Annotated in this window: 13 protein-coding genes; 4 read left to right on the top strand and 9 right to left on the bottom strand. The window is 71.5% G+C overall.

The genetic code is table 11. From position 1 onward, the window contains the following. Window positions 1–376: 376 nt before the first annotated feature. From JQN83_RS31830 to JQN83_RS31865, 8 genes are all read right to left on the bottom strand, one after another. Window positions 377–814, bottom strand: coding sequence for a hypothetical protein (locus tag JQN83_RS31830; RefSeq protein WP_208570853.1), 438 nt, complete (start codon window positions 812–814; stop codon window positions 377–379). Between the two features lie 453 nt (window positions 815–1,267). Beyond that, entirely contained in the window at window positions 1,268–4,939 is a 3,672-nt protein-coding gene (locus tag JQN83_RS31835; protein ID WP_208570854.1) for a hypothetical protein, read from the bottom strand. A 5-nt stretch (window positions 4,940–4,944) separates the two neighbouring features. Continuing rightward, window positions 4,945–7,665 carry a hypothetical protein gene (locus JQN83_RS31840; protein WP_208570855.1) on the bottom strand — a complete coding sequence of 907 codons (2,721 nt, stop codon included), beginning with the start codon at window positions 7,663–7,665 and terminating at the stop codon, window positions 4,945–4,947. A 40-nt stretch (window positions 7,666–7,705) separates the two neighbouring features. Next, window positions 7,706–12,268, bottom strand: a complete 4,563-nt coding sequence (locus tag JQN83_RS31845) for a DUF6603 domain-containing protein (protein ID WP_208570856.1) — start codon at window positions 12,266–12,268, stop codon at window positions 7,706–7,708. A gap of 43 nt (window positions 12,269–12,311) precedes the next feature. Continuing rightward, the gene (locus JQN83_RS31850) at window positions 12,312–13,982 is read right to left on the bottom strand and encodes a ComEC/Rec2 family competence protein (protein WP_208570857.1); all 1,671 of its coding nucleotides are present in this window, start codon (window positions 13,980–13,982) and stop codon (window positions 12,312–12,314) included. Window positions 13,983–14,278: 296 nt separating this feature from the next. Continuing rightward, a complete protein-coding gene (locus JQN83_RS31855; RefSeq protein ID WP_372444193.1) occupies window positions 14,279–14,545 on the bottom strand; it encodes a macro domain-containing protein in 267 nt (88 codons plus the stop codon). A gap of 265 nt (window positions 14,546–14,810) precedes the next feature. After that, a complete protein-coding gene (locus JQN83_RS31860; RefSeq protein ID WP_208570858.1) occupies window positions 14,811–15,182 on the bottom strand; it encodes a hypothetical protein in 372 nt (123 codons plus the stop codon). A 221-nt stretch (window positions 15,183–15,403) separates the two neighbouring features. Continuing rightward, entirely contained in the window at window positions 15,404–15,895 is a 492-nt protein-coding gene (locus JQN83_RS31865; protein ID WP_208570859.1) for an SgcJ/EcaC family oxidoreductase, read from the bottom strand. A 59-nt stretch (window positions 15,896–15,954) separates the two neighbouring features. Here JQN83_RS31865 and JQN83_RS31870 point away from each other — a divergent pair, with 59 nt between their 5' ends. After that, on the top strand, window positions 15,955–16,434 hold the full coding sequence (locus JQN83_RS31870) for a MarR family winged helix-turn-helix transcriptional regulator (protein ID WP_208570860.1): 480 nt from the start codon (window positions 15,955–15,957) through the stop codon (window positions 16,432–16,434). 244 nt (window positions 16,435–16,678) lie between these two features. Continuing rightward, entirely contained in the window at window positions 16,679–17,431 is a 753-nt protein-coding gene (locus tag JQN83_RS31875; RefSeq protein ID WP_208570861.1) for a DUF6928 family protein, read from the top strand. Window positions 17,432–17,614: 183 nt separating this feature from the next. On the opposite strand, the gene JQN83_RS31880 is transcribed toward JQN83_RS31875, so the two are convergent. Beyond that, window positions 17,615–18,631, bottom strand: coding sequence for a helix-turn-helix transcriptional regulator (locus tag JQN83_RS31880; protein WP_208570862.1), 1,017 nt, complete (start codon window positions 18,629–18,631; stop codon window positions 17,615–17,617). 158 nt (window positions 18,632–18,789) lie between these two features. Here JQN83_RS31880 and JQN83_RS31885 point away from each other — a divergent pair, with 158 nt between their 5' ends. Together JQN83_RS31885 and JQN83_RS31890 are read left to right on the top strand one after the other, a co-directional pair. Then, on the top strand, window positions 18,790–19,191 hold the full coding sequence (locus JQN83_RS31885; protein ID WP_307799997.1) for a RidA family protein: 402 nt from the start codon (window positions 18,790–18,792) through the stop codon (window positions 19,189–19,191). 62 nt (window positions 19,192–19,253) lie between these two features. After that, window positions 19,254–20,501: an IS701 family transposase gene (locus JQN83_RS31890; RefSeq protein WP_208570863.1), complete on the top strand. Its 1,248-nt coding sequence runs from the start codon at window positions 19,254–19,256 to the stop codon at window positions 20,499–20,501. Window positions 20,502–20,847 lie beyond the last annotated feature (346 nt).

Below are 20,847 nucleotides of genomic sequence, written 5' to 3' on the forward strand. Positions count from 1 at the left end.
CCGCCATCAGCGCCCTACGCCTAACCGGGATCACCAACATCGCCGCCGCCAACCGACATCACGCCCGCGACAGCACCCGCCCACTGGCACTACTCGGCATCACCTGACTTTGCCGGGGCCCTGGAGCAGGAGGTCCTCGTAGTCGGGCCCCCTCGGGGCCACATGATCAGAATGGACACCGGACTGCAGTTGTGTCGACTGATCAGCACATGACGCCGACATCGGCACTGCGGAACCATCGAAATGGCTGGCCCGTGTCCCGCGGGCCAGCCATTCGTCAATCCGGAACTGCACGGATAACGGGCCTGCCGCACACTCGGTGGTGACGGAGCGTACTGTTGTCCGAGGAGGATGCGGTGGCGGATCAGGCTTCGGGTCAGGTCCGCTTACGGCTCGCGATCTCGCCGGAGAGTTGCTGCACACGGGCTGGGTCCGCGTCCCGGGCAAGGGCGACGTAGTGGTCCATGACGGCCGGCCGGTAGCGCACGGGCAACGTCTGCCCCGGGGCGAGTCTGGTGAGCTCGGTGATCGTGAGGTCTTCGTCTGCGATACCGCGGAACGAGATGCCCTCGGCGGTCTCCACGTCGAACATCAGGACCACGCGAGGGTTGCTGTTCACCTCCCGCCAGTCGACGAGAACGCCGAGCGCAAGCGCCCCCGTACGCAATTCCGCATTGCGCTTCCGTGCATCACCGCTCAGGAGGGGGTTCGGGGCGACGCCCGGGAAATCGGGCCCGACGCCCAGCGATTCCCGACTCAGGTCGGGCCTGAGCTGCGCCATCGCATCGTCGAGCTTCTTCTTCCAACCGAACATCCTGACCCCTCCTCACATCGGCGAAGGGATCTCGGGCTGACGCTTCACCACCACCGCGATCATACGTCGCCGGCCGTTCCCCTCCGACCCGGGCGGCCCGTCGGTTGCCGGAGCATCCCCTCGGACAACGACCACTGGGCATCCGGGAGCAACTGAAAAGACGACCGGACCAGAGTCCCGGCCACCCTTGTCACACGCCCTCATAATGCAACCGTCCGGTCGGCAGCCGCAGTCTTCTGCCGCGCCCGATCCACGCCCGCCGCCACCGCCCACAGATCGGTGCGGCAGTGCACAGGCCGGCGGTGAACCCGACCGCGAAGATCAGCTGAGCAGTCTCGGCAGGTGCGGGCGCTGGGCAGCAAGGTCCAGCGGCCCGCAGGCCAGCAGTCATCGGTCGTCCGCAGGCTCAGTCCTCCCCGCCCGGTTTAGGAGCCGAGCCGGCTGTGCCCGTCACTACTGCGGTGGGCGCACGCCGCCGTGCAGCCGCAGCCAGCCGCTGCGTACGGTCGGCGGGGTGCCGGGGAAACGGGCGGCGCCGTCGGCCGGGGCGATGTCGAAGGTGGTGACGCCGGCGCCGTCCCGTTCGGACCAGGACCAGGTGCCGTCGACCTGCGGAGGCCGGGCGAGCACGATCGCGGGCCCCGCGGCCGAGGGTTGCAGGTCGGTCAGAAGCGGGCCGAAGCGGACGGTCAGCGCCATTGCCACCATCGCGTCGGCGACCATGCGTTGCGGCAGGGTCAGGGTAGTCACCGGCAGGATGTCGGTGACCAGGTGGACGGGCAGCCGGGGGTCCATCAGCACGATGAGGTCGGTGCGTGACGCGTCATCGAACCTGACCGCCGGGAACGAGTCCGGGCCGATCGGCCGGACGTAGTCGGTAATCAGGCCGGCCGGTCGGTAGGCCGCCTGGAAGTGCCCGCCGTCCGGGACGGAAAGGTAGCCGATCAGGCCGTCGCCGCGCAGCGCCGCGTCGCCGACCCGCACCGGGAAGGCGTGGGCGGACACCGGCGACGGGACCGGGTCGAAGGTGTGCGGCCACTGCGGGTCGGTGCGCGGCGGCCTGGCCGACCTGCCGTACAGCGTGGCACAGACCAGGGCGAGCGGGCGGCCGGCCAGGGCCGCCAGGTAGGTCTCGTCGCCGCAGCCGGGCGGGTCGATGGTCCACAGCGTGGCGTCGACGGTGCGCAGCAGGTCGGCGAAGGCCGCCGGGCCGGCGACGGTGAGGCCGCGCAGGAAACCGGCCAGCACCGGGAAGTCCCCGGTGAGCAGGTCGAGGGTGGCGCAGGCCGAGCCCGGGGCGGGCAGCCACGAGATCTGCGGCCCGGTCAGGCCGGCCGTCTCGGTCAGCTCACCCAGGGCGGTGCCGTCCGGGGCGTAGCAGGCGAGGGCCTCGTCGAGCGGGCTGGGCACGATCCAGGCGCACACCACGTCGGCGGCGGCCGGGGCGTCCTCGCCCGGTCGGCTCGGTCGACCGGGTCCGCCCGGTGCGAAGCCGACGTCGAGCCGCGCCGGCTCCAGCAGCCGCGGCGGCAGCTGGATGAAGGTCGCCACCCCGGTGTTGATCGACTGCTGCGGCACCAGCCCCGGCGCGATGGTCGGGGTGAGCGCGCCAGCGAGGCCGATGTCGTACACGTCGATGCTCTGCCCGAACCGGTCAACCACCCTGACCTGGGCGAAGGCGAACTGGCCCGCGCGCAGGGCCTGGAACCCGCCAGGCTCGGGCGGGCCGTAGGTCACCGGCCCGTCGACCATCGGCATCGCGACACCACCGCCGCCGATCAGCTCGGCGATGCTCAGGCCGGTCGCCGGGTCCACGTCGGCGGCGTCCGGGGTGCGCAGGCTCGCCGGATCACGCAGGGCCAACTGCTCGTTGAAGCCGCTCAGCGCCTGGGACAGCAGGTCCCACGCGTCGACGGAGGCGGCGAAGGACGACAGCGCGGTCCGCGTGGGCTCCGGCAGCGTGGTCAGGTAGGTGTCCAGGCGGGCCTTGAAGGTGGCCGAGGGCTGCGGTGTCAGCAGACTGCGGCCGCTGATGCTGAACGGGTGCCCGGGAATCTGCCCGGGGCGGGGTCCGGGGTACGTCCAGGTGGTGCGCCAGCTCGCATCGTACGAGGTCCCGTCGAAGGTCCACAGCGTGTCCAGCGGCAGCGGGTAGTAGGTCGTCTGCCATTCCAAAAACAGCGGCGCCCAGGGCTGCGACCAGCGCTGCGGCAGGATCGCCGGCAGTGTCCCGGTCACACCGGAGCCGGCCGCCATGAGCTGCTCGGCGGCGGCGGTCAGCTCGGCCGTCGCCCATGGCAGCCCCACCCGCTCGGCGGCGATGGCGGCCACCTCGGCGGCGTGGGCCGGGTCGAGGAGGTACGCCTCCGTCTGAAGGGCGACGAACGCCGCTGCCACCGGAACCCCGCCGTGCTGGTCGGTCAGAGACACGATCCCCGGCGAGCCCGCGACGTCGCTCGCGTTCACCGGGATCTGCACTCCGGGCGGCGGGATCGGGCCGGGCGCCGAGCCGTCCGGCAGCCGGCCGTCCGGTCCGACCAGCCCGGCCAGCGGCAGGGTCAGCGCGGTGACCAGCTGATCGGCGAAGCGGCACGGCAGCAGCCCGTCCGCGCCGGTGCCGAGATTCTCGTCGAACGTGCCCGCCCGTACGCCCGCGATCACCACTACCGGGTCGGCCGCGCTGCGGAACGACGGCAGGTCGGCGCGCTTGAGCACGGTGCGCGGGGGCAGTGGGTGCCGCGCGGTGTAGGCGTCCATCGCGGCCGCCAGCTCCTGCTGCGAGGTGCCCCACGGCACGTCCGCCCGGGCCCGTTCGACCTCACGGTGCAGCGCCGCGACGCGGCCAGCCAGGCTCTCCGGCCGGCCAGGGTCGAGTTCTGCGGCGAACCGGTCGTCGGTCAGGCCCTCGGGACGGTGATACAGGGCGTTGTACCGGCCGCGCTTCCACCACAGCTCGTACAGCTCGCGTTGCAGCGCGGCCAGCCGGCGGGCGGCGAGATCGTAGCGGGCCTGCGCCCGGTTCAGCTCGGCGAGCCAGTCCGGGTCGGCGGTGCTCGGCTCGGCCGGCGGCCCGTCGCCGTCGGGCTGCGCCGCGACCACCTGCCACACCGATCCGCCGGGGCGGGCCGTGAACCAGGCGTCGTGGATGCGGGTGGCGAGCAGCGCCGGGCCGTCCGGATCGTCGAGGGTGTGCAACAGGTCGTACTGGAAGGCTTCGAGCAGATCCGGGTCGAGTCCGGCGTCGGGCTGCCGGTCGGCCCGGTCGCGGATGAGGGCGGACACGGCGTCGACGGAGGTGTTGCCGACTGCCATCGCGGCCGGGGCCGGGCGCGGCGCGGTGAACGTCCGCGAGTAGGGCAGGGCGCGGATCGCGCCGTGGCAGACGGTCGTGCCGGCGACGCGCCCGGCCGGGTCCGGGACGGCGGACCAGCCCAGCTCGGCCAGCCGGGCGGCGAAGCCGGCGGGCTGGTGGGCCGGGGCCAGTACGTCCGACGCGGGGTCGGCGTACCAGCCGACGACCACATAGGACAGCGTGGACCCGTCCTCGACGTCGTCCGCCGGGTCGTGCAGCGAGAACACCCCGACGGCGTGCGGCTGATAGGCGGCGAACGTGATGTTGCCGGGTGCGACCGCGGTCAGGAAAGGCGCCGGACGCTCGGCCGGCTCGCGCCAGCCGGCCAGGGGCAGCACCCGGCCGATCCGGGTCGGCGTCGGCGTCCGGGCCGTCGGGTCGAGGTACGGCGAGGCTCCGTCCGGACCGAGGTGGTCGCTCTCGACGACCCACCCTCGGCTCCGGATCCGGTCGCCGGGCGCCCGATCCGCTCGCGTCGCGGTACGGACGACCAGCCAGCGGTTCGGCACCAGCGGATATGCCGTCGTGCCGTCCGCCGCGTCGTGGTGCCCGGTGCGCATCGCGGCGGGCAGGACCCACTGCAGGTGCACCCCGTCGCTGTCGGCGTCACCGGCCCAGTCCAGCCGGGGCTCGGCGAACGCGTCGGGTTCGGGCGAGCCGAAGCCGGGCAGCTGGGTGTAGTCCATCCGCCACCGCCGGAAGCCCTGAGCGCGCACACCCGGGTTGACCTGGAGGGCTTGAAGCTGGATCGGGACCAGCAGGGTGGTGTCCACCGGGCTCACGTCTCTCTCGGCACTGGGGCGGTGTGGTGGAAGGTGAGCTGATGCGCCGACGCGAGGAGTTCGGTGGCGAACAGGGCGGGACCCATCGGTACCGCGGTGCCGGGCAGCAACTCCCCCAGCCGGGCCTGCAGGGCGTCAGCGAGGTCCCGCACCCGCAGGACCGACGGATCATCCGGGCGGGTGAAGGCGGTGTGCAGGTCGGGCTGACCGGCGGCCGGGAACCGGGCGTTCAGCTGGGTGCCGTCGGGTCGGCGCAGAACCAGCCCGCCACCGCCACCCTCGTCGTTGCCACCGCCACCGGCAAAGCCGAAGTGCAGACCGTGCCAGGGTTCGGTCAGCGTCACCGTGTCCGGCACGCTGTCGAAGAGCGCCAGCAGCACGGTGTCGGAGAGCCGGTCCAGCCGCAGCAGCGGCACCGGCCGGCCGCCGGCGCTGGCCTCGACGGCCAGGCCGGGCCAGCCGGCGACCACGGCCGAGCGCAGCAGCAGTCCCGTGCGCTGCGGTGACAGGGGGATGACGTCGGGGCCGGGGTCGGGGCGGTCCGGCCTGCCGGGAATGCCCGGCAGGCCCCCGGAGCCGGGCGGCCCCTGCGGTGTGGTCGGGGTGGGGGGCGTGGGCGGGGTGGCCAGGCCGGCCGCCGTGGAGGCACCGGTCCCGGCGGCCTCGGCCCCGCCGGTGGGTACCGCCAGGTCCGGCCGGTTCCGGCGGTCCGCGCGTACCGCACCCACCTTCGCCGCGACGACCTCGACCAGCGGCCGGCTCATCGCCTGGTGCAGCTCCAGGTCGCGGCTGCCTTCGACGCCGATGCTCAGCGCACCGTCGATCAGGGCCGCGATCCAGCCGCTGTCGAGGTAGAAGAACCGCATCGACTCGACCGGCAGCATGCGTTCGTCCGGGATCAGGTGCCGGAACGGGATCTGGTGCAGCAGTGCCAGTTCGGCCAGCCAGCCGGTGGCCGGGTCGACGGCCGGGCCGCGCGCGTGGTCGGCGAGCAGGTCCTGGACGTCGGTGCGGGAGAGCAGGTATCGCAGCTGCTCGACCGGGTCGAGCCCGTCCCGGCCGGGCCAGCCGGGACGGCCGGGGATGAAGCCGGTCGGCAGGTCCGGGTCGGACGGTCGCGGCGGGGCCGGCGGATCGACCGGCTCGGCCGAAGTCAGGTCTGCCGCATCGACGCCCTCGTCGAAGCCACCGCCGCCGAGGTACAGCGCCGACGGTGGTGGCAGCAGACCCGCGATGACCGCTGCGGCGGCGGTGCCCGGCGACACCACCATCGGCGGGCTCGGCGGTGCGGGCGGGCCGGTGAGTGCCGAAGTCAGCTGGTCGCCCATGCCACCGGCCAGCAGTTCCCCGAACGCGTTGCGGCTGCGGACGGCGAGCAGGTCGGCGGCGCTCACCTCCGGACGGGGTGGCGGCGTGGGAGCAGGCGGCACCGGTAGCGCGGGCCTGAGGTTGGCGAACAGCGGCGAGCCTGCCCGAGACTGGAGCGTGGTCACGATCTGGAACGCCGAACGGCGGGCGTTGACCATCGCCACGGCAAAGCCACGGTCGGCCAGCGCCGCGAGCCGGCCGGCCTCGAACGCCACCGCGTAGGAGACGTCGAAGACGCCGTCGGACTGCGAGTAGACGGTCACCTCGGAGGCGGTCGCGTAGTGCGGGGTGCCGTCGGTCGGGCCGGGCAGCGGCTGTGCCGGGTACGGCGTGAACGGCCCCCGGTACCAGGCGAAGGTCTGCTCGCCGGTGGGCAGCCGGTAGTCCAGCGCCGCGAAGCCCTGCCGAAGCCGGGTCAGCGCCGCGGACGGCGGTGCCGACGGCGGCACCGGGATCCGCGGCAGGAGCGCCTCGGGCCCGGCGGACGGGGCAGGGGCCAGACCGGCCAGCAGCCGGCCGATGTCACCGCCACCGGCCGGGTTCGACGTGAACGACCATGACGCGAGCACCGCCAGCCGCAGCCGGACGTCCCCACCGTCCCCACCGTCCGCCGGGGTGCCACCAACACCCGGCAGGTCGACGGCGAGGCCTTCGAGCGAGATCAGGCAGGCGAGGTGGGCCGAACCGGTGCCGCTGCCGGGCGGCGGGGTGGGCCGGCGGTTGGCGACGACGACGGCGTGCCAGCCGTCCCGGTCCGCCTGCCCGGCCGCGCGCGACGCGGTGTCCGTGCGCCGCACGTGTGCCAGCAGCCGCGCCTCACCGACGGCCGGTGCGATGGCGGTGAACAGCCGCCGGTGCAGGCTCAGGCTGGTCATCTCCGTCGCGAGGACCTGCGCCGACAGCGTGTCGGCGGCGATGGCCGGCGGACGTTCGTGGGGGTCGGAGACGTCCAGGAACTGCGCCACGGTCCCCGTGTGCAGCGCCGGGCCGGGCGGCAACTCGTCGGCGCGCAGCACCAGCAGCGCCAGCCAGGGCTCGGCACTGTCGCTCGATTCGGCACCGGGGTGCCGCTCCCAGGGCAGGGTGCGCCGGTTGAGGACGATCGAGGGCAGGGTGGCGCCGAAGTCGCCGGAGCTGTTCGCCGGTGGGTACACCTCACCGACGTCGCCGGCGTCGAGCACGAAGCGCGGGGCATCGACGGTGAACGTCTGGGTGCGCGGCCCGAAGTACGTTCCGGTGTCCACGCCGTCGACGCTCTGCACGGCGGACAGCTCGTAGGTCCCCGCGTCCAGGCCCGGGCGGTACCCGTCGTAGAACTGCACGGAGCCCGGCGGCAGCGGCTCGCTCATCGACGTTCCTCTCTCACACTGGGTCGCCGTGCCGGCCCGTTCAGGGCGCGGTCCCGGTCAGCATCGGCTCGTCGGTGAACAGCGTCCCGGCGTCCGCCGCGAAGGCGTCGACCGGGCCGTCGGCCGATGGCGCGACGCCGAGGATGCCGAGCGCGGCGAACAGCTCGGCGCGCGCCGCCTTCGCGGCCGGGCCGGCGATCTGCGCCGCGATCGCGCCGACCGCGCCGGAGTGCGTCGCCACCGCACCGACCGGCTCGGCGGCGGCGGTCAGCGGCAGCGCGTCGTCGGCCGTGATCCGCGCGACGCCTAGGGTGCCGGCCGCGTCGACCGGGCCGCCGGTCCACCCCGCGACCGCAGGCGGTGCGGTGAGGGTCAGACCGGTCAGCCGATCAGGGACCAGCTGCGCGCCGCCGGGGTCGAGTGTCGAACCGTCGCCGGTGCCCCACAGCGCCGTGGGAACGTCCGAGGCGACGCCGGCAGCGTGCCAGCCGGTCGCGGTCAGGTCGATCTCGCCGGACGTGCCGCCGGACGTGCGCCGTAGCGTCACCCGCTGCCGCACCGTCAGGCCGGTGCGGCCCAGGGGCCTGACGTCCACCGGCGGCCCGGACACCGCCGCGGTCTGCGTCGTGGAGCCGAGCAGAATCCGGCTGACCGGCACCGCGTTGCGCAGCGTCACGGCGAAGCCGTCGGCGCGCACCGGCCAGGGCTCCGGCCCGGCTGAGTCAGTCGAGCCGGTCTGCGGCGCGGCCAGTCCGGCCGCCGCAGTGAAGGTCGTGCTCGCCGTGGCGGCCGGCAGCAGTTCCTGGAACCCGGCCCAGTCCAGCCGGGTCACCGCCGGATCGGCGGTGTCAGCCGTGGCGCCGAAGGCCACCGTGAAGGTGACGACCCACAGCCGGACGGTGACCGTCCCGCCGGTCGGCGGACCCCACAGCTTCAGCTCCGCGCCCGCCTCCAGGTGCAGGGTCTTCGCCGTGAACAGCAGGTTCGCCGTGTACTCGATCCCGACGCTGACCCCGATCCGGGTCCGGAACCGGAACGGCGCCCACGCGACCAGCAGATCGGCCTGGGCCGTGAACCATGCGGTCAGGCTGCCGTCGTGATAGCGCACGTCCAGCGTCCCACCGGCCATGATCGCCGACGGGGTCAGCGCGAAGTAGGCGGTGCCGGAGATGCGTACCGCCGCGTCCAGCGACCAGGTGAAGCCGACCCGTGGTACGACCGGGTAGTGCTTCGGCGCGTCGAACGCGGGGTGGTAGCCACCGATGGTGACCGCGAAGTCGCCGGCGTTGCGGTGCTCACCGAACCAGGCGTAGAACGCGAAGCCGCCGGTCAGGACGCAAGCCGGGTCGAGCAGGTACGAGTTGCGGGTCAGCGCCGCGGACAGGGCGACGATCCCCTCGCCGGGCCGCAGCACACTACGGAGCTCAAGCTGCAGCTGCGCGTACGGGCGGGCCGCGCCGGTCGACGGAAAGCGGGCCGTGGTCACGCCGAGCAGCAGGACCGTCAGCGCGTTGCCGAACTCGACGGCCAGCAGGGCGGTCGTGTCGAACTGCCGGTACGTGTGGAAGCGCACCCCGGCAGCCAGCCAGGTCTGCCCCGGCGCAGGGCTGAGCCAGGGCTGCGGCCCGCCGGTGAGAGCGGCCAGCGCCTGCGCCGGTGAGCCGTCCGCATCCTGCGCGCCGAGCCCGGCGACCAGCGGGAAGCCGGCCACCTCGGTGACCGCGGGCAGTCGGATCGTGGAGTTGTAGCCGAAACCCGCCGCCAGCGCGGTGACCGAGAACGCGGGCGGACCCCCGAACGTTCCGGCGGCCCGCAGGAACAGGAACATCGACGGTTCCCCGTCGACCTCGGTGTACGAGCCGTAGGCCAGCGCGCCCCAGGACGGCATCGAGACCGCGGCGCCGCCGTCGTACCGGAAGGTGGCACCGTCCGTCGGCGGTACCGAGGTGAACCCGCCGAGGATCGCCAGCGGCGCGTTCACGTAGGACAGTGCCAGGCCGCGCACGTCGAACCGCGGCACGAAGCCGGCCACCGGCACCCCGATCGAGGCACCCTGCAGGGCCAGGGACAGGCCGTCGGCCTCCAGCGAGCCGTCCAGGACGAACCAGAGGGCCGCGTCGCGGTACCGGGCGCCGACCCGGGCGATGGTGACCGGTCCGAAGGCCTTCTGCACGGTGAACCACACGGTGCCGTCCGCGTCGGTCGGCGCGGCGGCGACCACGCCACCCTGCCCGGACGACTGGCCGACGGTGGAACCGACCGGCGCGGTCGCCGGATCCGTGGGGGTGCCGGGACCGGCGGCCTGGCCGGCGCCGAGGGCGATCGGGATGCGCTGCGCGCCGAAGCGCAGCACGGCGGAGAAGGCGAGGGCCGCGGCCGTGCCCTGCTCCGGGAACCTCGGATAGCCCTCCCGGATGAGCCCGTTCGCCTCGACCACGGTCTGCGGGAGAATCCGGGCGTCCGACACGATCACCTGGAGCTGCTCGACCGCGCAGGTCTCGGCGTCCCCGAGGGCCGCACCGATCACCGGCAGGTCGGACAGCCCGATCGGATCCCCGACGGACACCGCGGCCAGATACCGCGTCGACCCGTCGGCATCCGGTGCGGCGGGCAGCGCCACGAAGACCGCTGCGCCGTGGGCCGCCGACCGGGCGCCGATCATCAGCTGCCGGGAGGTCGGGTCGTAGGTCAGGTCCGCGGCGGTCAGCGTCAGGTCGAGCCCGGGCGGAAGCTCCGGCACCGGCAGGTCGAGACCCACAGCCACGTCGGTGAGGGACAACGGGGGCTGCTGCGGGTCGGCCGTCCAGTGCGCGTCGACGCTCGTGCTGCTGCGGCCGTCGCGGAGGTTGAGCGTCACCGCGCAGGCCATCCGACCGATCGTCAGGGTCGCGCTGTACCGGGCCGTGAATCCCGCGGTGCCGACCGTGGTCGCCGGGTCCGGCGGTTCCGCGCCGCTCGGCTGGCCCGCCGGCACCGGGTCGAGCGCGACGTCGACGCGCAGCTGCGCCGGGGCGCCGGCCACGGTGAAGGCACCGGTGCAGGAGAACGTGAAGGCACCGGTGCCGGTCGTCACACTCGCCGCCACCTCGACGAGGGCGAGGTGGCGCAGCACATCGGGCACCTCGGTGATGCCGAAGTCGGCGGCGAGGGAGCTGAGGAGGTCGCCGACCGGGAGGATGTCCCCGGCACCGGTCGATCCGACGAACCGCCAGCCTTCCGCCGCCCCCTCGTACGCGGCCTCCAACAGCACGTTGATCGACGGCCCGAAGCTCAGCACCGCCTCGATGTACCCGGACAGGCCCGACGACGACTGGTAGGCGACGCCGACCGAGACCCGGCGCAGCGCGACGGGGCCGATCTGCCACACGTCGCTGAGCGTGAGGTCGACCGCGTACCGCCCGGCCCGGGGCCGGGCCAGGAAGAAGGCTTCGCTGACGGTCAGCGCCCGCGGCAGGTCCGCCGAGGGCAGCCCGAGCGAATCGAGCAGATCGGCCACCCCGACCGGCGTCTGCTCGTACAGCTGCCCCGTGATCTCCAGTTCCGGCAGGCTCGCCGCGACGTCCAACCGCAGCACACCGAGGGTCAGCAGGCTGACGACCTGCACCGATGGCAGCTGCCCGGTCGCGGCGTCGAACGTCATGGTGACCCTGCGGATCGCCGCGTCCAGCCCGCCGACGCCCAGTCCCGGTCCGTCGCCACGCAGCGAGGCCAGTTCGACGGCCGCCGCCGTGCCGCGCTGCGCACCACCGAGCCATCCGGCCAGTGCGGCCAGGCCGGGGAAGGCCGTCGTCCCGGACGGCTGCAGCGAAGCGGTCCACCGCCTGCCCGGGACCACCCCGATGGCGACCTCGACCGGCAGGTCCCCGATCGTGACGAGGCTGCTGAGCATGATCTGGTACTGGGCCGGGCCGACGTCACCCCGAACGGTGACGTCGTCGAACGCCAGGACCGAGGGTACGACCGTCCACCGGGCGTCGGGCAGGCTCGCGGTGAACACCAGTTGCGGCCGGTGTGCCCGGCCCGGGTAGAAGGTCAGGTGTAGCTGCGAGGGCTCGACCGAGGCGGTGCCGACCAGCGTCTGCGGCGGGACCGGCAGGACCGCGGCCCGACCGCTCCCACCGACGCCGAGGGCCAGCAACGTGGGCAGCGGTAGCCGTGTCGTCGCGGGCACGCCGAGCCGCCAGGCCGCTACGGTGCCGGCGGCGGACTGCTCCCGGGTCGACACCAGCGTCACCGCGACCGGCCCGTCGAGGTCCAGGACGCCGGACGCCGCGCCGGTCACCGTAAGGCCGGCAGCGCTACCGGTACTGCCAGGGCCGGTCGTGCCGGTCAGGGTGACCGAGGCGTGGGTCAGGCGCACCGGGCCGGCACCCGCCGGGCCGAGGCCCTCGATCGGCCAGGACGCCGAGGTGTCGCCGGAGATGGTGAGCACCTGCCCGGACAGGCTGATCCCGTCGTCGCCCGCAATCAGCTCCAGGACACCGTTCGGCATCGTGCGCAGGAACTCGGCCAGCTGCACGGGCAGTGCGGAGTCGTCCGCGGCGAGGGTGACCGTGCGCCCCATCGACTCCAGGTGCCGGTACAGCGCGTCCAGTTCGCTCACGTCGCGCTCCTTCTCCGCCCGTCCGCGAGCCGGCGCGGCGTGCTCACCACTGGGTCGTCACCACGGTCGGACCCGCGACGGCCATGGCCGTCGGATAGTGCTCCCAGTACGTCGTGGTGTACGTCCGGTGCCCCACCATCGCGGTGCTGCCCGCCTGGTCGATCCGCAGGACGATATTGCCCCTGTCCCGCCCGAGGGCACCGTTGTTGTCGTCGTTGTCGCCCGAGATACGTGACCAGTTGAGTGCAACGTTCTGGGCGTACGCAGGCCCCGGCACTCGGGCCGGGCCTTTGTCAGCTGCCGGCGATGCCCGGATGCCTACCCTGGGAAAGCGGCAGTTCGTCAGGAAGTAGAACTCGATCGAGGCGTTGGGATCTTCCAGCCGGTCGATCATCGTCTGGAACGGATGTCCGTACTCCCGGCCACAGGAGATGATCGCGGTCTTCGGTCTCAGGAAGTTCAGGAAGTTGTCGCTGGTGGACGTCTCCGCACCATGGTGGCTGGCCTTGAAGGCCGTCACCCAGGGCGCTGCCGCCAGCGCCGGCAACAAGCCGCCGGCACCGTCCGGCAGCGGCTGGCCCGCCACCATCAGCGCCGTCGCCAGCTGATCCTCGCTATGGAAGGGCAGGTCCCCGGCGGTGAAGTAGCGGAAGTCGTTGAACTGCACGACCAGGCCGATGCTCATCCTGTTGTCGAGCTGCCCGGCGTGGATGACCTGCGGCGCCACACCGACCCCCTGCCACACGCTGGCGATTGCCCCGGCATGCGGTACCGGACCCGAGACCAGGACTGCGTACGGGGCGTTGGCGGGGGCCGCCGGGGGTGCGACGCCGTTCCAGAACAGCTCGTCGCCCAGCGTCGGAGCGAAGCCGGTCCGCTGCCGGTTCACGCCGGGTATCTGCAGGTGCATCGACGTGCTGCTCATCAGCTCACCCGCGACCGCCTTCGCATAGGGGGTGGGCGCGGTGCGCGCATCGCCGATGTCGACGATCCGCGTGTTGCGATAGATTCCGCCCGTCTCGAACCGTCCATCGTTCGGGACCGTCCGGGCCAGTCCCGGGAACACGGCGGCCGTGACCGCTGCACGCACCTGGGCGACAGTCGGTGGATTCGCCATGGCGAGCAAAGCTGCCACGGCCGCGCCGGCCGCCAGACCGGCGTCCTTGCGCCAAGCTTTGCTGGTAATCAACGTGACGTGGCCACCCCAACCGACCCCAACCGCCTCCGCACTGGCCACTCCCCGCGCGGCGGCCTGAACCGGGTTCAAGAGGTTGACGTTCGCTGCGGTGAGAGCGTTCACCGTCGCATCGATGGAGTTGACGTTCGCCCCCCACGACCCGTACAGGATGCCGACCGTCGCGCAGGCCGCCTTGGCCGCGGCCTCCTCCTGCGTGAGCGCCGCACCACCGCCGATCAGCGCCCCGACGATCGCTCCTACACCGTCACACAGGACGGAAAGGTTGTCGGCGAACAGGAGGCTGGAGATCCCGTGCGAATGGTCCTTGTCGTAGTGGGTGACCAGCAGGACATCCGGACCGGTCCCGGGCGGCAGGGTGGCGACGACATAATCGTGTGTCAGAGCCGCAGCCGCCGACAGCCCACCGTCGATCAGGATCGACCTGCGCGAGCCGGGTACCGCCGGATCCTCGGCGATGATCAGGCTGGCCTCACCCACACCGATGTCGATCGTATGGATCTCCAACTCCCACGGCACGCGGCGTCCCCTTCGGATAGTCGCCCACATCGGACGGTGCACGCCGTCGCGGTCTCGCTCGGGGGCGCCGTAGTGTATAGGCAGCCATGCAGTGACCCCTATGGGTCGGACGCCTCGATGTTTGCCAGGGATTCTTGGTGGATCTTCTCGTAGGTGTCGGGGCTGGCGCTACCCAGGCGGCTGTGCCGGCGGCGAGGGTTATAGAAGCCTTAATGGCAACCGGACGAATCCACGTCAGCTCGTGCCGATGCGCGACATGACCGCGAAGCCCGCTGGGCGGATACGGCGGGCGGCTCTCAGGCCGATGACCGTGTGGACGATCCTGCGTGTCTGGACCCGTCCGGAAGGCGGCCCGCAGTCGTCGCCACGGCCCGCCCGACCGGCAGGCCCCGGCCGAACCGGCTGGCCCGCAACGCGCGGCATTCGTCCAGGATCGCCGGGCCACCCCTACGGTGGATCGTACCGTCCACCCCGCCACCACCCAGCAACGACGAATTCGCCGCATTGACGATCGCATCCACCCGCTCCGCGGTGATATCCCCCGTGACGAACTCGATCTCCACGGCCACCACCATGAACCATCCGCATACCCCGTGCCGCCGACAGGCCCCCGTCGATCACCCGCACTCCAGGTCGCGCACGCGCACATGCCGCGATCCGCATGCTTACCGGGATCATCGTGACGCCGAGCCTGCCCGGGCGCACGGAGCCGGACAGGGGACGACGTTCAGCCGATGATGGCGGCGAGAGTGGGGTTCGCAGCTCGCGTCGTAGTCGACGGCTGCGGCGAGCGGTCTGGCGGTTGCTGAAGAAGCTGGGACTACGGTTTCACCTGCCAGTTCGTCGGGAGCCGGGTCGCCGACCTCTACCCGCAGACCCAGAACTGCGGCGTCGGGTCGGCTGATCAGCCGGTCCGTCGACGGCACCAGGGCTGGAGAACGACACCGAAGGCACTGCAGGACGGGAAGACTCCGGCGGCGGCCATTGCGACGCCGCGAGCTGGGCCCCGGTGACCGGCAGGGTGGGCGAGATCTGGTCGAGCAAGCGCTGCGCCAGGGTGGCGTCGATCTCGACGTCGGCGTTGATGCGGACATCGGCCGCAGTCGCCAGGTCCACGACGTCATCACTGGTGAACGCATCAGCGCCGAGAGTACTCAGCCGTCGCGCGAACTCCTGGACATTGATCATTTGCAGCCTCATCGTCAGATTGTTAATTATCCACCGTAACCCCCGCTTCGGTCGGCGGATCCTGCGCCCGCCGTGCGGGCTACCGGGGCCGACAGTCGGTGCCGACAACTGCGACCGCTGCGCGGAGGTCCGCAACTCTTCGGTGAGCTGATCGCACGCCTGCAGGGCCGTCACGCTCTGTGTTACCCATGCTGTCCGCGACGCCGGAGATCCCGCTCCGGGAGGGCTGCCGTTCAGGTCGTCGTGACGCGGCGGCTGACGCCGAGGCCGCGAGCTAGCCTCCCCATGGCCTGCGCCATGCGGGAGGGCGCGGAGTCGGGGGCGGGGATAGTGATCGGCCTGACGCGGCCGTTGTGCAGTGCAGTGAACCGCCAGCCGTCCTGGGCACGGATGGCGACCAAGGTCTGCCGGGACAGTCGCCGCTTGGGCAGCGTCGATCGCCAGGGCATCAGGACCGATGCGGTGCCGTGGATCACCGCGACGTCCGGGCTGACGTAGCGGATCGATTCGATGCCACCGACGAGCGCGGATCCGGCAAGCACGCCACGGAAGAGCCGGTCGTGGGCTTCTTGCATCGGTACGCGGCCGACTGCCCGGGTTCCGTCGTAGGAGACGTAGTCGGAGTCTTCGGTGAAGCAGTCCGCGTAGGCGACCGCGTCGTTGTCTGTCCATGCCTTCATGAGGCGGTCGAACAAGGCGCGAATCGCGCGGTCGTTGACGTTCATGGGTGCCTCCCATCGGGTAGGATCAAGTCGTCGAAGATTACGATAGCAGAAAGATTCGAATGTCGAAACGTGAGTTGGTTGGTCTCGTAGCCACGCATCTGCGGCTGCTGCAGCAGAGCATCGACGCGTTCGACGAGGCCACAGCCGCCGCGCTGGAGATCAACCGCACGGATCTGCGGGCACTGGACCTGCTACTGGAGGGCGACAAGCCGCTGTCGGCCGGAGAGCTGAGCAATGCGCTAAGCCTCAGCCCGGCCGCCACGACCACGGTCATCGACCGCCTCCAGCGCGCCGGACTCGCCGACCGGATCGCGGACCCGCACAACAGGCGGCGGGTCCTCGTCGCGGCCACCGATGCCGCCCGTGGCGCCGAACGCCAGATCTACGCGCCGGTCGGCGTCGCGGGTTCCGAGGCGCTAGGCCGATACACGTCCGAGCAACTCGCCACCATCCTCGACTTCCTACGCGTGGCCCGTCATGTCCAGGAAGAACAGACAGCGCGGATCGCGAGCACACAAACCCGGCTGTACCCGACGTAACAACATCCTGGCAGCCCGGCGAACCCACCAGAGATCGCTCACCCGACGCACATCGAATCGACGCACGGACATGCCCCTGACCTCGCAGTCGGCCGATCGAAAGAATGCCTGGTCTTATCGGGAAGCGGATACCGCTGCGTGGCGTTGAGCGTGGACGGCCTGTAGCCGCCTCGCCGGGGCGAAAGTTGGGTGTAGTCTGCGGTGTAGTCTGCAATGATCATTTGGCGCTGGGGGCGGACGACCGATGGGTGCGCGTACCGCACTGCTCGCTTTCACCGAGGGTGGTCTGCGCCCTGCTCTGCGGGGAGCGGTCCGGTCACGCCCAGCGGAGGTCATCGACCTTGTGCGCGGGATGCATCCCGGCTCCGAGGTGACACCGATCGGTGACGGTTCGCTCGGTGACCACAGTTGTCCGCCGGACGACACCAGTTATGCGACCGTCCTGGCTGGTGCCGAGCTGTTCTGCGACCGCCGGCTCGTCTGTGATCTCCCATCACAGATACCTACCTGGCTGCTGCGCGCCGCAGAGGGCCGGCGGATCATCATGCACGGCATGCACTCGGCCTCCGACTCGCTGTGCTTCGCGGTGTGGGAGAACGGCGAGCTCCTCCGCTCGCTGAGCATCTCGCCGGTCGCCGGCATCGGGGAGAACATCGGCGAACCCTACGACTTCGAAATGCCATATTGGGCGGGCGAACATCCCGTCGAGCCCGTGCTCTCCGAGGATCCGTACCCTCTTGCCTTCCACCCGTTGGACCTGGGCGAGCAGGCCCTACGCGCGTTCTTCGGCTTCACCCTCGAGGGCCGACCCGACCCGGACGACATCGACCCGTTCGATGTTCCCCTGCACGGCTTCCACGTCGCCGACCCAACCGGCCGGGAACAGGCGGAACGCGACGACCTGATGGAACGAATCCTGCAGAGGATGGAACCGCCACGGCGCCACCGCATGATGCCGGACGGCACGCTGCGCCAACTCGACGACAGCGAGATCTGACCCCGAAGACCGACCTGCGAGCGCTGTCAACGCGCACGTCCCGACACCGGATCGTTCGACACCAGCCATCCAGCCCATGATGATCGGACACCCGGATCTGTCGCTCGGGTTCTGCCCCCTCTGCCGCCACCGAACGCCACCGAACCAAACAAAGCACTGCCGGGCCCGCTCACACCCGTACTGTCACCGGTCGCCCGGGGACGGGGCAGCACTCGCGTGACGATGGGCGTCCCGGGAGTTGTCATAGAGGCCGGCGATCGTCGCCGCCCGGCAGCCCAGAGCAGCCCGGAGGGAGGGCGGGGAGAGTGCCTCCGCATCGGCGCCGAGTTGCCATACGGCCCAGATGGCATGCCGCAGGTTCTCGAAGGTGACGTTGAGGCGCAGCCAGCCGTCCGTGTCGGGCTCTTCGGCCCGAACGGCCACGGCACTGGCCAGTAGTTCCTCACGCCACATCGGGGCGACCCTGACCGACACTGAGATGTGGTCGGCGGACAGGAACTGGGCGCACCGCTGCTTCCAGAGTAAGTCGAGATCGATGTGATCGGTGCGCTGCGCCCGTTCGTCAAGTTCCTCGGCGGCCAGCATCCGGGACAGCCGGTAGGTGCGGTCCTCGCCGTTGCGGGTCGCGAGCAGATACATCCGGTCGCGGACGGTTACCAGGCCAACCGGGTCGACCGTGCGCCACAGTGGGCTCTGGTCACGGGCCGCGTAGTGGATTCGCAGCCGGTTACCGGCGACCACGGCACGCCGGACAGTCAACATGGTGCTGTCAGGGACGTCTCGGGCAGCCTGCCGGCGGGATAGCAGATCGGTCTCCGGCTCCACGAGTAGCCGTTGGGCCGCGTCGCTGACGGTGATCTGGTGGCCGTCGGGCAGCGCGTCCACGACCTTGCGGATGGCCGAGGAGAGGGCGGCACCGAGACCGAAGACCTGTTCACCCCGGGCGGAGGCAGCGGTCACCAGGGCCAGCGTCTCGTCGTGGTTGAGGCCGGTGAGCTCGGCACGAAAGCCGGGTAGCAGAGCGACGCCTCCGTGGCGGCCGCGCTCGGTGTAGACGGGCACGCCGGCGGCGGACAGCGCTTCGACGTCGCGCAGCACCGTACGCGTGGAGACCTCGAGTTCCCGCGCCAAGGTGTCGACGGTCAGCTGACCACGCTGGCGGAGGAGCAGCATCAGCGAGACAAGCCGATCGGCGCGCACGGGACAACTCTAGCCAGGGACCGCCCGGAATACCTGACACAGGGTGTCGTGATTACTTGTGACACTCGTCGGCAGGAGCTCGACATGCCGCCTGTTCGGGCGGCGGGACGAACGCGTCCTCGACCGAGCTCGTCCTCAATTGAGTCTAGGGAGTAACTGTGGCAGCAGAGCGTATCGCGGTCAACCCGGTGAACTGGTCCCTCGAGATGGGCTTCAACCAGGGTGAAGTCGTTTCTGGTCAGACCCGGACGCTGTACGTCTCGGGGCAGACGTCGATGAGCCCGGAGGGCAAGCCCGAGCACGACGGCGACATCGCCGCACAGCTCGCGCTGTGCGTCGACAACCTGGAGGCCGTGCTGAAGGAAGCGGGCATGACCCTGGCGAACCTCATCCGCTTGAACGTCTACACCACCGACGTCGACCAACTGTTCCCCCACTACGGCGTGCTCGCCGGGCGACTGGGGTCTGCGGGTGTCGCGCCGACCACGACGATGCTCGGGGTGACGCGCCTGGCGATCCCCGGCCAGCTGGTCGAGCTCGAGGGCACCGCCGTCGCCTGAGCCGACCTCGCCACGCTCGCTGCTCGTGCCGGTTCGTCCGGCGCGGGCAGCTGGCAGATTGGGTGACCCTGGTGGCCAAGAGCCTGCCCCCCGGCTGGGCGTCGCGACTGCGACAACTGACGGACCGTGTCGGGCACGTGTTCGCCCGCCCCGAGCCCCGCGTCGTCTTCCACGACCTGGTCGAAGGGCTGCTGTCGGACCTGCCGAAAAAGAACTGCTGGTCCTTGTCCGAACGGGCCGGGCACAGCCACCCGGGCCGAATGCAGGCGCTGTTGTCGCGGGGCGCGTGGAGCGCCGACGCCCTGGAGGCCGAGGTCCGCTCGTACGTCATCGAGCACCTGGGTGACCCGGACGCCATGCTCGTCATCCGCGACGCCCAGGTGATCAAGCGGGGTGACAAGTCCGTCGGGGTGGGGCCGCAGCACTGCACGCTCACCAACCGCATCGAGAACTGCCAGGTCGCGGTCATGCTGGCGTACGCCGCGCCCGCCGGGACGGCGTACGTCGGGCATCGGCTCCACCTGCCGCGTACCTGGATCGCCGACTCGGTGCGCCGCACGAAGGCGGGCATCCCCGCCGACGTCGCGTACGCCTCCCGGCCGGAGCAGGCCGTCGAGCTGCTGGCGGAGGCAGTGGATGCGGCGGTGCCGTTCAGCTGGGTCAGCCTCGACGACGGATACGCCCAACATCCGCAGGTCCGGGACTGGTGCGTGCAGCGCGCCCTGCCGTACATCGCGGCCGTGCCGGCGACGCTACCCCTGATCAGGGTCGGTGCGACCAGGTCGTCCACCACGACCGGCCCCGAACAGATCCTCGGCCACATCGCCGACAGTTACTGGCACCGCCGGACCGAACGGGCGACTGGACGCACGCACGACTGGGCGCTCGTCGGGCTCGGCGGCAGCCTGCTGGTCGGTGGCGAGGTCCCCACCCGCGGGTTCGCCCAGTCGCTCATGGTGCGGCGGTCGGTCGACAACCCGCACGATGTCGCCTACTTCGTGGCCCACGCGCGCCGACGCACACCCGCGTCCGTCCTGATCGGTGCGGCGGAGCGGCGACACCGCGCGGGGCAGCCGGAGCAACCCGGCGACGAACTGATCGGTCTCGACCAGTACCAGGTGCGCACCTGGACCGCATGGCACCACACGATCACCACGTGCATGCTCGCCCACGCGTTCCGCACGGTGCAGCGCGCAACGGCACCCGATGCCCGCACCGCCGTCCGCAGGCCCCGGCAGGTCGCGGCCTGCCGCCCCGGGGTGGGCACCGGGGCAGCGAGCCACCCACTGCGCAGCGGCTCGGGGCACTAGCGGACGTCGTGCGGGCGGGGCCGACCGGGTACCGGTCGGCCCCTCGGGCGGCGGCAGGGGCGGGGAGCCAGGCCGTGACAGCACACCGGCGGCACCGTCCGAATCGGACCATCACTCTCATCTGAGTTCCAGCCTGGCTGTCGTCATCCGGTATTTATGCCCGGTTCACGACACGTGACATCACCTGCGCCGAAGGAATTCGCAAAACGCCGCGAGGCCACCATGAGTCCAAGATCCGCAACTGTAGTCGACAACTTCGGCCGGCGCGTTTTGGGGGCATCCTTCCGGAAGGAGAAAATCGAGGGTTCGCGTTTTGGCTGGTAGTAAGCACGAGTCAGCAGCACAA

The organism is Micromonospora antibiotica, assembly GCF_017599305.1.
GTDB classification, from domain to species: Bacteria; Actinomycetota; Actinomycetes; order Mycobacteriales; family Micromonosporaceae; genus Micromonospora; species Micromonospora antibiotica.